This window comes from Cupriavidus sp. GW823-FHT07B10, from assembly GCF_058794355.1.
On record NZ_JBXAGS010000003.1, the window covers coordinates 510146 to 522849 of the forward strand.

Here is a 12704-nt window from a genome sequence, read left to right on the forward strand (position 1 = left end):
GCGAGGGGTGCAAACCGGCGGCGGCGCGTTTGCCGCCTTCCCTTACTTCAACATCTTCAACAGCGCCTGCGCCGCAGCATCAGACGATGCCGGATTCTGCCCCGTCACCAGCCGCCCCGCGACCACGACATGGCTGGCCCAATCCTCGCCACGCGTGAAGCGCCCGCCATTGGCCTTGAGCATATCCTCCACCAGGAACGGGACCACCTTGGTCAGCTGCACGGCTTCTTCCTCGCTGTTGGTGAAGCCGGTCACTTCCTTGCCCTTGACCAGCGGTTCCCCGTCCGCGCCCCTGGTATGGCGGAACACCGCCGGTGCGTGGCATACCGCTCCCACCGGCTTGCCGGCGCGGTCGAACTGCTCGATCAGCGCGGCCGAGCGCTTGTCTTCGGCCAGGTCCCACAGCGGGCCGTGGCCGCCCGGGTAGAAGATGGCGTCGAAGTCTTCCGCCTTCACCTGGTCCAGCGTCAGCGTGCTGGCCAGTGCGGCCCTGGCGGCCGGGTCACCCTGGAAGCGCCGGGTGGCGTCGGTCTGGGCGCCCGGATCGTCGCTTTTCGGGTCGATCGGCGGTTGGCCACCCTTGGGCGAGGCCAGCGTGATGTCGGCGCCGGCGTCCTTGAAGACGTAGTAGGGCGCTGCGAATTCCTCCAGCCAGAAGCCGGTCTTCTTGCCGGTATTGCCCAGCTGGTCGTGCGATGTCAGCACCATCAGGATTTTCATTGTTCCGCTCCATGTCGGTTCACAGGCAGCCGGGCGAGAAATGCCTCGGCACTGGCAACATCCTAGGCAGCGGACTATGATTCGAAAACTTCTATTATTCGATCTCTGCTATCCAAAAAATGAATATCGGCAGCAAGGACCTGAACCTGCTGTACGTGTTCCACGTGCTGTATCAGGAGGGCAATGCCTCGCGCGCGGCCGCGCGCATGGCGCTGAGCCAGCCGGCGCTGAGCCACAAGCTCAACCGCCTGCGCGACGAGCTCGGCGATCCGCTGTTCGTGCGTGCGCCGCGCGGCCTGACGCCGACGCCGCGCGCGCACGCGCTGGCGCCACAGGTGCAGCGGCTGGTCGGGGATCTCGACGCGTTCTATGATGCCTGTGCCGGCCACGACTACCTGGCGCGCAGCGAGCACCTGCACATCTACACCACCGACTACATGGAGCAGCTGCTGCTGCCCGCCCTGCTGCCGCGGCTGCGCAGCCAGGCGCCGGGCGTGGTGCTGGTCACGCACAACACGCGCGGCGAGCTGCCGCGCGAGGAACTGGAGAAGGGCACCTGCGACCTGGCGATCGCGGGTTTCTATGAGAACCTGCCCGATACCTTCCACCAGCAGCGGCTGTGCAGCGAGGACTTCGTGGTGCTGGCCTCGCGCGCCAATCCGCGCATCGCCGATGGCCTGGATCTCGACGCCTTCCTGGCGTGCGAACACCTGCTGACCACGCTGACCGGCGACCTCAACGGCGTGGTTGACCGTGCGCTTGCCCGGCAGGGGCACAAGCGCAGGGTGGTGGCGGGATTGTCGAGCTTCCTTGCGCCGAGCCGGCTGGTGCGCGGCACGGAACTGCTGCTGACCTGCCTGCGCTCGGTCGCGGAAGAGGCCGTGGCGCGCGACCCTGATCTGGTGCTGCTGCCGGTGCCGTTCGCGCTGCCCCACGTCGACATGATGCAGATCTGGCACGCGCGCACCGATGCCGACCGGCTGCGGCGCTGGCTGCGCCAGCAGATCCAGGAGGCGGCCAGCGCCATCAGCGCGGCCGAGCCGGCCGCGCGCAAGCCCCGCGTCAGGCGCGGTTGACCACCGGCAGCAGCGCGCCCTGCACCGCGCGCGCCGCATCCGAGGCCAGGAACAGGATCACGTCGGCCAGCGCATCCAGGCTGACCCAGCGCGCGGCATCGGCATCCGGCATGGCCTGGCGGTTCTCGGGCGTATCCAGCACGCTGGGCAGCACCGCGTTGACGCGGATGCCCTGGTCGCGCAGCTCTGCCGACATCGATTCGGTCACACGCGCCAGCGCGTCCTTCGAGGCGCAATAAGCGCTCATCTGCGCCAGCCCGCGCGCCGCCGAGTTGGCACCCACGTTGACGATGGCGCCGCCGCCGGCGGCCAGCATGTGCGGCACCACCGCGCGCGCCATGTTCAGCACCGTGCCCACGTTCATGTCGAACACGTGGTTCCAGGCCTCGGCGCTGGTTTCATGCACGCTTGGGCCCATGGCGAAGCCGCCGGCCAGGTTGCACACCACGTCGATGCGGCCGCATGCCTGAACCGCTTGCGCGACGGCCTCGCTCAGCTTGGCGGCATCCAGCAGGTCCGCCTGCAGCGTGAGGTGGCCGGTGCCCGCTTCGGGCAGCGGCGCTGCATGCCGGTCCAGCAGCACCGCGCGCGCGCCTGCCTGCGCGAAGGCCTGTGCCACGGCGCGGCCCAGGTTGCCGCGTGCGCCGGTGATCAATACGTTCTTGCCGTTGAAGTTCATTTGCGTGCTCCTGCGCCGTCGTGGCGCGCATGGTCGGGGTCAGCATCGCCCGGGGGCCGGCTTTTACCATCGTGGGCCGGGGCGAAAAAAGCAAGCCAGTCTACGCACCGCTCCCCAACATTTGCTTGCGAAATTGCCTCGGGCTAACCCTTGAACGGCACAGGAAGTTGCGCGCCACGCCGCGTCATTGCCGATTGCGCCGTGGCTTGCGCGCTGGCGTGGTGTCCGCGGGGGCGGCCGCCGCTTCCGCCGCCGCGGTCTGTTCAAGGAAGGCCACCAGCAGCCGCGCCGCCGGCGACAGCAGTTCCAGGTCGCGGAAGCAGATCGCAAAGCGCCGCCGCGCCCAGTCGTTGCGCAGCGGGATCACGCGCAGGCCGAAGGTAGGCGCGATCGGCGCGGCGATCTCGGCCGGGATGATGGTGATGCCCAGGTCGGCACGCACACAGCGCAGCGCAGCGTCGAAAGTCGAGACCACCGCGCGGTAGCCAATGCCGCGCCCGAGGATGGCCGCATAGCGCGTCAGCATGGTCTGCACCGCGGTCTGGGCGGGCATGCCGATATGGTCGTAGTCCAGCGTGTCCTCGAAGCGGCAGTCCTCGGCCTGCGCCAGCGGATGCGAGGCGTGGACCACTGCCGCGAGCTGGTCGGTGCGGTAGGGCCGGGTCTGGAAGCCTTCCAGGTCGGCCGCGTCCCAGCAGATGCCCAGCGGCGCCGAGCCCTCGCGCAGCGCTCGCACCACGTCACTGCTCAGGCTTTCCTCGATGGTCACGCGCACATCGCGGTTGGCCGGCTGCTGCAGGAAGGCGGCAATATCGTCCGGCAGCGATTCCGCCATTGAGGACACCGTCGCCAGCAGCCGCACCTGCCCGCGTATGCCTGCGCCGTAGTCGGCCATGTCGCGCGCGACGCGGTCCGCCGCCGCCAGCATGGCGCGCGCATGCGCCAGCACCATTTCGCCCGCGGGCGTCGGGATCACGCCGCGGCGGCGCCGCTCCAGCAGGGTTGCGCCAACCGTCCCTTCCAGTTGCGCCAGCCGCTTGCTGATGGCCGATGCCACGATGTGCTCCTGCTCGCCCGCACGCGCCATGTTGCGGGTTTCGCAGACGGCGACGAACAGGCGCAGGGTGGTGAGGTCGAGGTCTCGCATGGTAAGGGGCTGCGTGTTTCCGGAATGGAATGTTAAGCCCCTTTGGTTGCCGGTAATCATTCATCCGGGAATTTCTGGATGTAGTTGTGCGGCGCCCGGCAGACATTCCGGTTCGGAATGTTATCGTGCGCGAATCACCGCTTCAGCTCTTGGGCAGAAACTCATAGAGTTCTTCCGTCGCCCCCACTGCGGGGCGCAAACCGGAAGCCCCTGAATCATGTCTGTTCCCTTTCCCCGCCACGCCGTTATCCGCGAAGTCGGATTGCGCGATGGCCTGCAGAGCATCCGCACCATCCTGCCCACGGCCAGCAAGGAAGCGTGGATCCGCGGCGCGTACGCGGCCGGTCTGCGTGAGCTGGAGGTGGGCTCGTTCGTGCCCGCGCACCTGCTGCCGCAACTGGCCGATACCGCGCAGCTGGTCGCGTTCGCGCGCACGCTGCCGGGTTTGTTCGTCTCGGTGCTGGTGCCGAACCTGCGCGGCGCGCAGGATGCGCTGGCCAGCGGCGCGGACCTGATGCTCGTGCCGCTGTCGGCCAGCCATGCGCACAGCCTGGCCAACCTGCGCAAGACGCCGGATGAAGTGGTGGCTGAAGTGGCGCGCATCCGCGCCGCGCGCGATGCCAGCGGCGCGAAGACGCTGATCGAAGGCGGTGTCGGCACCGCGTTCGGCTGCACGCTGCAGGGCCATGTCGATCCCGATGAAGTGCTGCGCCTGATGCAGGCGCTGCTCGATGCCGGCGCCGACCGCGTCAGCCTGGCCGATACCGTCGGCTATGCCGACCCGCACATGGTGCGCGAGCTGTTTGCGCGCGCCGTCGATATCGCCGGCGATCGGTTCTGGTGCGGCCATTTCCACGATACCCGCGGGCTTGGCCTGGCCAACGTCCACGCGGCGCTGGAAACCGGCGTGACCCGCTTTGACGCCTGCCTGGCCGGCATCGGCGGCTGCCCGCACGCGCCCGGCGCCAGCGGCAATGTCACGACCGAAGACCTGGCCTACATGCTCGGCAGCATGGGCATCGACACCGGCATCGATATCGGCCGCTTGCTGGCGCTGCGTGAAGACGTGGCTGGCTGGCTCAAGGACGAAACCCTGCACGGCACGCTGTGGCGCGCCGGCCTGCCCAAGACCTTCCCGGCCCAGCCTGCTGGCGCCGCTGCCTGAGACGCAAGATGACCCAAGACAACAGCAACTCCCTGCCGCTGGCCGGCATCCGCGTGGTCGAATTCACGCATATGGTGATGGGCCCCACCTGCGGCATGATCCTGGCCGACCTGGGCGCCGAGGTGATCAAGGTAGAGCCGCCCGGCGGCGACAAGACGCGCAACCTGCCGGGCCTGGGCATCGGCTTCTTCCGCGCCTTCAACCGCAACAAGAAGAGCGTGGTGCTGGACATCACCACCGAGGAAGGGCGTGCCACCGCGGCCGAGCTGGCGGGCCAGAGCGACGTGCTGCTGGAGAACTTCCGGCCCGGCCTGATGCAGAAGCTGGGGCTGGACTACGCCACACTGTCGCGCGACTACCCGCACCTGATCTACGTCTCGCACAAGGGCTTCCTGCCCGGCCCGTACGAGAACCGGCTGGCGCTCGACGAGGTGGTGCAGATGATGGGCGGGCTGTCCTACATGACCGGCCCAAGCGGGCGGCCGCTGCGCGCGGGCACCTCGGTCAACGACATCATGGGCGGCATGTTCGGCGCCATCGGCGTGCTGGCCGCGCTGCGCGAGCGCGACCGCACCGGGCGCGGCCAGGAGATCCAGAGCGCGCTGTTCGAGAACTGCGTATTCCTGGCTTCGCAGCATATGCAGCAGTTTGCGATGACCGGCGAGGCGCCGCCGCCGATGCCGTCGCGCGTGTCGGCGTGGAGCGTGTATGACGTCTTTACGCTGGCCGGCGACGAGCAGCTGTTTATCGGCGCGGTCAGCGACAAGCAGTTCGCGACGCTGTGCCAGGTGCTGGAGCATCCGGAGCTTCTCGGCAAGCCCGAGTACGCCAGCAATGCCTCGCGCGTGGCGGTGCGTCCGCAACTGCTCGATGAGCTGGGCGCGATCCTGCGCCACCACCGCAGCGCAGAACTGGCGCCCAGGCTCGAAGCCGCCGGCATCCCCTATGCGCCGATCGTGCGCCCGGACCAGCTGCTCGACGATCCGCACCTGCTTGCCAGCGGCGGGCTGGTGCCGATGCAGGCCGACGACGGCTCGACCACGCCCACGGTGCTGCTGCCGCTGCTGATGGGCGGGCGCCGCCCGGGCGTGCGCCGGCCGCTGCCCAGGGCCGGCGAGCACAACGAAGAGATCCTGTCGCAGCTCGGCCAGGGCCGCGCCGGCTGACCGGTACCACGACGGGCATGCCGCGGCACAGCGGCAGCCCGCAAAGATCCTACGATAACGATACGGAGACAACCTCATGCACCCCCGTCGCATCCTTCTCAAGTCAGCGCTGGCGCTGGCCGCCACCGTGGCCGCCGCGCTGGCCGCGCCCGGCATCGGCGCGCTCGCGCAGGGCAATACCGGCAAACCGGTGCGCCTGATCCTGCCGATCAGCGCCGGTTCCGGCGTGGACACCATCGCGCGCGCGGCCGGTCCGGCCCTGGGCAAGGCCTTTGGCCAGCCGGTGGTGATCGAGAACCTGCCCGGCGCCGGCGGTATCACCGGGGCCGCGGCCGTGGTCAAGGCGCAGCCGGATGGCAGCACGCTCGGGCTGGTCTCGAACAACCATGTCATCAACCCGAGCGTGTTCCGCACCATGCCGTTCGATGCCATCAAGGACATCACCCCGATCAGCGTGATCGGCACCACGCCGCTGGTGCTTGTCGTGAATCCCAAGGTGCCGGCAAGGAACGTGAAGGAACTGGTGGCGCTGCTCAAGGCCAGGCCCGACGGCTACAACTACGGCTCGTCCGGCAACGGCACCATCATCCACCTGGCCGGGGAGATGTTCTTGGACGAGGCCGGCGTGAGTGCGCGCCACGTTCCGTACAAGGGCACGGGCCCGATGATGAACGACCTGATCGCCGGACAGGTGGAACTGGGCGTGGTTGCGCTCAACGCGGTGGCGCCGCACCTGAAGGCCGGCACACTGCGCGCGATCGGCGTGTGCGGCGACAAGCGCTCGTCCGCCGCGCCGGAGATCCCCACCATCGCCGAACAAGGCTTGCCCCACTACAACGTCGCCGGCTGGTTTGCCGTGGTCGGCCCCGCCGGCATGCCGCCGGCAGAGGTAAAGCGCGTGCATGACGCATTTGCCAGGGCCTTCACCTCGCCCGAAGTGCTGGAGGCCATGAAGAAGCAGGCCACCGTGATCGAGCCCGGCACACCCGAGGCGGCCGCCAGCTTCTTCCGCAGCGAGGCCACGCGCTACGCCGCACTGGTGAAGAAGGCCAACGTCAAGGTCGAATAGCGGCGGCTGGGCTGAACCATCGGGCGCGGCCTGCAGGCCGCGCGGCGAACGCCTAGAATGCAGCATCGCCCCCGTGACGATGCCCTGCAGGAGGACGCGCCATGACCGACAAGCCAGTCAGGATCCCCGGCCCCGACCACCCGATCACCATCAAGCCGACGGCCGGCAGGGTGGTGGTCAGGGTGGCGGGCATTGCCATTGCAGACAGCGACGCGGCGCTGACCCTGCAAGAGGCGACCTACCCGCCGGTGCAGTACATCCCGCGCGAGCATGTCGACATGGCGCAGCTGGAGCGTACCGCGCACACAACGTACTGCCCATACAAGGGCGATTGCAGCTACTTCTCCATCCCCGCCGGCGGCGAGCGCGCGCGCAATGCGGTGTGGAGCTACGAGACGCCTTACCCCGCGGTGGCGGCGATCGCCTCGCACCTGGCCTTCTACCCGGACCGCGTCGACAGCATCGAGATTCTCGGCGCCTGAGCGCGCGCCGCCCGGCATGGCGGCATATCCATCTGCGAAACCATTCGTTCCTGATCGGGGCGCGCACCGCTATCGTCTGCCCATCCAGACTTCAGTGAGTGCCTTCCATGTCCTTCCGTTCCTTCCTGCTGCGCGGCGCCATCGTCGCCGGCGTTGCCGTCATGGCCTCCGGTACCGCGCTGGCGGATCGCCTCGACGATATCCGCAAGGCCGGCGTGCTGCACGTGGGCGTGTTCGATGCCAACCCGCCGTTCGGCTTTGTCGATCCGAAGACGCATGCGCCAGCGGGCCTGGATGTCGACTATGCCAACGAGATTGCCAGCCGCCTTGGCGTCAAGGCGGAGTTCCGCGCCACCAACCCCGCCAACCGCATTCCGCTGCTGGCCTCGCAGAAGGTGGATATCGTCGCGGCCAACTTCACCATCACCGATGAACGCCGCCAGCAGATCGGCTTCTCCACGCCTTACTTTGCCAGCGGGCTGCAGTTCATCGCAAGGAAGGGGGCGCTGCGCCAGCCCGATGAACTGAAGGCCTGGCGCCTGGGCGTGGACAAGGGCACCACGCAGGAAACCACGCTGCGCCAGCGCTACCCCGACGCGCGCGTGATCGCCTATGACGATTCGCCGCTGGCGCTGCAGGCGCTGCGCACCGGCGCGATCCAGGCCTTTGCGCAGGACGGCGCCAAGCTCGGCGCGCTGCTGGCCACGCTGCCCAACCGCGACCAGTTCGAGATCTCGCCCTTCACGCTGACGCGCGAATACATGGGCGTGGGCGTGCCCAAGGGCGAGGAGCGTCTGCAGGCCGCCATCGACCAGATCCTGCTGGAGCTGGAGAAGAGCGGCACGGCGGCGCGCATCTACGACAAGTACTTCGGGCCGAAGAGCCAGGCGCCGCTGGCGCGCGACTTCACCATCGGCAGCACGGTCAAGTAAGCACGCCACAGCCTGATCGCCCCTGACCCATGGTTTCCATTCTCTGGCAGTCGTTGCCGGCCAAATACCTGCACTGGCTGCTCGGCGGCTTTGCCATGACGGTGGCGCTGTCGCTGGCGGTGTTCCTGCTCGGCTGCGCGCTGGCCGCAGCCTGGCTGGCGCTGCGCAGGGTGCCGTGGCGCCCCGTGGCCATCGCGGCCAATGCGGTGATCGGGCTGCTGCGCAAGACGCCGCTGCTGGTGCAGCTGTTCTTCTGGTACTTCGGTGCCGCGCAATTGCTGGGCGATGCGGCCATCGGCGCGATCTCGGACTGGCGCGGCCTCCAGATGTGTGCCGTGGCCATTCCCGCGCCGTCGCTGGAAGCGCTGGCCAGCGTATTCGGCATCGCCCTGTATGCCAGCGCCTTCTATGCGCAGGAACTCGAAGCCGGAATCGCCGCGGTGCCGCGCGGGCAGTTCGCCGCGGCGCTGGCGCTGGGCTTCGCGCCGCGTGCCGCGTGGTGGCGCATCGTGCTGCCGCAGGCGCTGCGGATTGCGGCGTGGCCGATGGTGGGGCAGTTTTGCCAGACCATTAAGAACACCTCGCTGGCCATGGCGATCGGCTTTGCCGAACTCTCTTACACCGCGCGCCAGGTCGAGACCGATACGCTGATGGCCTTCCAGGCTTTCGGCATTGCCACGCTGCTCTATGCGGCGTTGATCCTGTCGCTGCAGGCGGCGGCGCCGGCCTTGCTCAGGCGCCTCGGCTGGACCGGAGCACGTCATGCCTGATGGGATGGCAAGCCTGCCGGCGGGCCTGGCGCTGGTATGGGGCCAGCTGCCCTACTTGCTCAAAGGCGCTTTCCCCGAGGGCCCGCTGGCCGGCGCGGCGCTGACGCTGTGGATAGCGGCGCTCGCCTGCGCCGGCGCCACGGTGCTGGGCATTGCGCTGGCGCTGCTGCTGGAGCTTGCGCCGTCCAGCGTCACGCGCGTGCTGCGCGCCGTGCTGGCGTTGCTGCGCGCGGTGCCGGTGCTGATGCTGATCTTCTGGACTTACTTCTTGCTGCCGATGCTGGCCGGCGTGCAGGTCAGCGAAGTGCTGACCGTGGTGCTGGCGCTGGCACTGGTGGGCGCCGCGTTTATCGCGCAGAGCCTGCACGCGGGAATTGGCGCGATCGGCGCGGGCCAGCGCCAGGCGGCGCTGGCGCTGGGCATGTCGCGCACGCAGGCACTCTGGCATGTGGTGCTGCCGCAGGCGCTGCGCGCCATGCTGCCGTCCCTGGCCAACACCTGGGTGGCGCTGACCAAGGATACGTCGCTGGCTTATATCGTCGGCGTCAGTGAGCTGTCGACACTGGCCACGCAGGTCAATGGCCGCAGCATGGGCTATGCGGCGGAAGTGTTCGCAGCGGTTGCGCTGCTCTACTTCGTGCTGTGCGTGATGATCGAGGCGGGTGCCGCTGCGGCGCTGCGCCGCCTGCAGGGATCGCACCGGCGCGGCAGGGCCGAGGTCGCGGTGGCGCGCCAGGCCATGGCGCAGTCTGCAAGGGCCGGTGCCCCGATGCTCTGACATCGGCAAAGGCGGGTGCCCCGCGGCTGCCGCCATCCTTGCAATCCCCGCAAGCTTCGCCTTACATGAAGGCTTGCTGTTGCGGCCCGCCCCCACGCAACTCGCCTTGTCTTGCGCGCCGCCACGCCTGTCCAGATCCATTGCGGCACCCACCCGGCTGGAGGCACCATCATGCTCGGACTCACGCAGCTTGGCATCATCCATACCCTGATCAGTCTAGCGGGACTGGCCTGCGGCCTGGTGGCGCTCTCGAGCACCGGCATGGTGCGCCTGCATACCCGGCTCGGACTGGCCTATGTCATCGGCACCGTGCTGAGTTGCCTGACCGGGTTTGGCATCTTCCAGCACGGCGGATTCGGCAAGCCCCATGTGCTGGGCATCGTCACGTTGCTGGTGCTGGCGGTCGCGGTCTGCGCGGCACGCGGTGCATTCGGGCGCATGAGCCGCTACGTGGAGGTGGTGTCGCTGTCGCTGACGGTGTTCTTCCACTTCATCCCGGGCCTGACCGAGACCGGCACGCGCCTGCCGGTGGGCAATCCGGTCTTTGCCAATGCGGAAGCGCCGGAACTGAAGGGGATCGTCGGCGTGCTGTTCCTGGTATTCCTGGCGGGGGCGGTGCTGCAGGTGCGCTATCTGCGACGCCAGCCAGGAGCAGGCGCAGGTTCGTTCCCGGGCCGGATAGCGTGACTGCCGGGCGGCCTAGGGGCCGAGTGCCGCGTCTATCATGGCCACGGCCAGCCCGACCAGCAGCGCAAGCGCCGACGCGATGAACCATCGCACGGTCTTGCGGTATTCATCCACTGCATCGTCCTCGATGCGCAGCGCGCGGTAGAGCGCCACGATCTGCAGCGACACCGCGGCCAGTAGCGAGACCGCGGCGAACAGCGCGCGCAGGTTCCAGTGGCCGGGACTCTCGAAGCCCCAGAACCGCCAGAACGCCAGCGAGAAGCCGAGCAGCACCGTGATCGCGGTGATGATGCCCTGGCGGTAGCCGTTGGGCACCAGTTGCGGCGCGGGCTTGGGCGGAGCCGCTGGCTCGGGAGCAATCATCATGGGGCTCCGTGATCGTGTTGCGTGGCCACAGCCCTGCCGGCACGCCGCGGGCTCAGCTTCGGTTCTCCGGCAACTGCACCACGGCCAGCGTGGCATCGGCAGTACCGACGACCCTGCTGACATGCCCCTTGCCCGTGGTGTCTTCCAGCAATAGCGCACTGCCCGCCGACAGCGGCCGGCGCTCGCCATCGCTGGCTTCGAACTCCATCGCACCAGCCAGCACGAAAATCCACATGCGCAGCGGCGACGGGTGCAGTGCGCCCACCCAGCCGGCCGGCACCAGCAGGAAGCCCTGCCGCGCGGCTTCGTCCAGCGGCGACACCCAGAAGGCGCGCGCGGGCGGCGCGAACAGGCGCTCGGTGATGGCAACGGAAATGGGGCCGAAGTGGGATTCGCCGGCGGCATCCGCGTAAAGCCGTTCGAAGGCCAGCGGTGGACGGGCGGTTGTGACGGGTTCTGCAGCGACAGCCATGGCGCACCTCCCTGCGGCGCATTGCGCGCGGCATTGTTATGCAGCCAGTCTAGGTTGCCGGGCGCGGAGTGCAATGCCGGCCATGAGGCGCGCGCTGGCGCCCCCGCACCGTGCTTCAACCCTTGCTGAAGATGCTGTAGAAGTCCGGCGCGCCGCTGTCGGGCACGCTCAGGTCGAGCGAACCCTCGATGTGTTCCAGGTGTTCCGCCATCAACGCGCTGGCGCGCGCGGCGTCGCGCTGCTCGATGGCGTCGATCAGCTGGCGGTGCTCATGCTCGGCGCAGGCCGGTGCGCCGGGGCGGTCATACAGCGTGATGATCAGGCAGGTCAGTGACACCATCTCGCGGATCAGCTTTTCGAGGATGGCATTGCCGGCCATCTCCGCCAGCAGGATATGGAATTCCCCCGACAGGCGGATCATCGCGGCGCGGTCGCCGCGCGCGCGCGCGTTGTCTTCTTCCATGGCATGGCGGCGCAGGCTGCGGACTTTGGCCGGCGTGGCACGCTGGGCCAGTTCGGCCGCCAGCGCGGGCTCGACCACGCGGCGCGCCTGGAACACCTCGCGCGCCTCGTCCACCGTGGGGCTGGAGACAAAGGCGCCGCGATTGGGCACCAGCGTGACCAGCTTCTCATGCGCCAGGCGCGCGAAGACCTGGCGGATGCGGGCCCGGCTGGCGCCGGTCACTTCGCACAGCCGTTCCTCGACCAGCTTGGTGCCGGCCAGCAGGCGATGCTCCATGATCGCGGTCAGCAGGCTGAGGTAGATGGCCTCAGTGGCGGAAGCTTCGCTGGCGGCGGCCTCCGGGCCGGCGCTTTCCTCCGGTGCGGCATTGGCGGCGGCCTTGGGTGCCGTTTTCAGGGTTGCCTTGGACGCGGGCCGGCGCGGCGTTTTTGCTGCCGCGCCGGGCGCCGCCTTCTTCGATGTGGTTGCCATATCAGGGGACGGACATTTCAGCCTGTCGCCGGAACTGGCGACGAAAGACAGCTATATCGTACACAAATATGGCGACACGGACGGCATTTGTCAGGCCGGGGCAACTTCCTCGGGCATCGTGCCCACGGCTGCGGCATCGCCCGCGGCTTGGAACGGGTGCACCTGCACCCAGTGGCGGGCGATATCGACACGGCGGCAGATCCACACCTTGTCGTGTCCCTGCACATAGTCGAGGAAGCGCTGCAGCGCGCGGAAGCGGCC

Annotated in this window: 15 protein-coding genes and 1 pseudogene; 9 read left to right on the plus strand and 7 right to left on the minus strand. The window is 68.6% G+C overall.

All coding sequences use genetic code 11. From position 1 onward, the window contains the following. Nucleotides 1-42: 42 nt before the first annotated feature. Nucleotides 43-720 carry a type 1 glutamine amidotransferase domain-containing protein gene (locus AC1Q6V_RS10100; protein ID WP_439669474.1) on the minus strand — a complete coding sequence of 226 codons (678 nt, stop codon included), beginning with the start codon at nucleotides 718-720 and terminating at the stop codon, nucleotides 43-45. A gap of 119 nt (nucleotides 721-839) precedes the next feature. On the opposite strand from AC1Q6V_RS10100, the gene AC1Q6V_RS10105 reads away from it, so the two are divergent. Continuing rightward, the gene (locus tag AC1Q6V_RS10105) at nucleotides 840-1796 is read left to right on the plus strand and encodes a LysR family transcriptional regulator (protein WP_010810773.1); all 957 of its coding nucleotides are present in this window, start codon (nucleotides 840-842) and stop codon (nucleotides 1794-1796) included. Here AC1Q6V_RS10105 and AC1Q6V_RS10110 read toward each other — a convergent pair. Next, nucleotides 1783-2475 carry an SDR family NAD(P)-dependent oxidoreductase gene (locus tag AC1Q6V_RS10110; protein WP_454750699.1) on the minus strand — a complete coding sequence of 231 codons (693 nt, stop codon included), beginning with the start codon at nucleotides 2473-2475 and terminating at the stop codon, nucleotides 1783-1785. The two genes, AC1Q6V_RS10105 and AC1Q6V_RS10110, sit on opposite strands and share 14 nt — an antisense overlap. A 184-nt stretch (nucleotides 2476-2659) precedes the next feature. Next, a complete protein-coding gene (locus AC1Q6V_RS10115) occupies nucleotides 2660-3622 on the minus strand; it encodes a LysR family transcriptional regulator (RefSeq protein ID WP_010810771.1) in 963 nt (320 codons plus the stop codon). A 217-nt stretch (nucleotides 3623-3839) separates the two neighbouring features. On the opposite strand from AC1Q6V_RS10115, the gene AC1Q6V_RS10120 reads away from it, so the two are divergent. From AC1Q6V_RS10120 to AC1Q6V_RS10155, 8 genes are all read left to right on the plus strand, one after another. After that, nucleotides 3840-4787 carry a hydroxymethylglutaryl-CoA lyase gene (locus AC1Q6V_RS10120; protein ID WP_011617915.1) on the plus strand — a complete coding sequence of 316 codons (948 nt, stop codon included), beginning with the start codon at nucleotides 3840-3842 and terminating at the stop codon, nucleotides 4785-4787. An 8-nt stretch (nucleotides 4788-4795) separates the two neighbouring features. Then, entirely contained in the window at nucleotides 4796-5953 is a 1158-nt protein-coding gene (locus AC1Q6V_RS10125) for a CaiB/BaiF CoA transferase family protein (RefSeq protein ID WP_010810769.1), read from the plus strand. 76 nt (nucleotides 5954-6029) lie between these two features. After that, on the plus strand, nucleotides 6030-7022 hold the full coding sequence (locus AC1Q6V_RS10130; protein WP_011617913.1) for a tripartite tricarboxylate transporter substrate binding protein: 993 nt from the start codon (nucleotides 6030-6032) through the stop codon (nucleotides 7020-7022). A gap of 101 nt (nucleotides 7023-7123) precedes the next feature. Continuing rightward, complete coding sequence (locus AC1Q6V_RS10135; RefSeq protein ID WP_010810767.1) at nucleotides 7124-7504, plus strand: DUF427 domain-containing protein; 381 nt, start codon at nucleotides 7124-7126, stop codon at nucleotides 7502-7504. Nucleotides 7505-7611: 107 nt separating this feature from the next. Beyond that, complete coding sequence (locus AC1Q6V_RS10140) at nucleotides 7612-8436, plus strand: ABC transporter substrate-binding protein (protein WP_010810766.1); 825 nt, start codon at nucleotides 7612-7614, stop codon at nucleotides 8434-8436. A gap of 29 nt (nucleotides 8437-8465) precedes the next feature. Continuing rightward, complete coding sequence (locus AC1Q6V_RS10145) at nucleotides 8466-9206, plus strand: ABC transporter permease subunit (RefSeq protein ID WP_010810765.1); 741 nt, start codon at nucleotides 8466-8468, stop codon at nucleotides 9204-9206. Beyond that, on the plus strand, nucleotides 9199-9984 hold the full coding sequence (locus tag AC1Q6V_RS10150) for an amino acid ABC transporter permease (protein WP_246840230.1): 786 nt from the start codon (nucleotides 9199-9201) through the stop codon (nucleotides 9982-9984). The genes AC1Q6V_RS10145 and AC1Q6V_RS10150 overlap by 8 nt, the downstream gene beginning before the upstream one ends. A 171-nt stretch (nucleotides 9985-10155) precedes the next feature. Beyond that, on the plus strand, nucleotides 10156-10671 hold the full coding sequence (locus AC1Q6V_RS10155; protein ID WP_010810763.1) for a DUF2306 domain-containing protein: 516 nt from the start codon (nucleotides 10156-10158) through the stop codon (nucleotides 10669-10671). A gap of 12 nt (nucleotides 10672-10683) precedes the next feature. Here AC1Q6V_RS10155 and AC1Q6V_RS10160 read toward each other — a convergent pair whose 3' ends face one another. The 4 genes and pseudogenes from AC1Q6V_RS10160 to AC1Q6V_RS10175 form a co-directional block, all read right to left on the minus strand. Next, nucleotides 10684-11034, minus strand: a complete 351-nt coding sequence (locus AC1Q6V_RS10160; protein ID WP_037024831.1) for a hypothetical protein — start codon at nucleotides 11032-11034, stop codon at nucleotides 10684-10686. A 55-nt stretch (nucleotides 11035-11089) separates the two neighbouring features. Then, the gene (locus tag AC1Q6V_RS10165; RefSeq protein WP_010810761.1) at nucleotides 11090-11509 is read right to left on the minus strand and encodes a cupin domain-containing protein; all 420 of its coding nucleotides are present in this window, start codon (nucleotides 11507-11509) and stop codon (nucleotides 11090-11092) included. 115 nt (nucleotides 11510-11624) lie between these two features. Beyond that, nucleotides 11625-12443, minus strand: a complete 819-nt coding sequence (locus AC1Q6V_RS10170) for a GntR family transcriptional regulator (protein WP_010810760.1) — start codon at nucleotides 12441-12443, stop codon at nucleotides 11625-11627. A gap of 90 nt (nucleotides 12444-12533) precedes the next feature. Continuing rightward, nucleotides 12534-12704 (minus strand): annotated as a pseudogene (locus AC1Q6V_RS10175) (allantoinase); the annotation flags it as partial.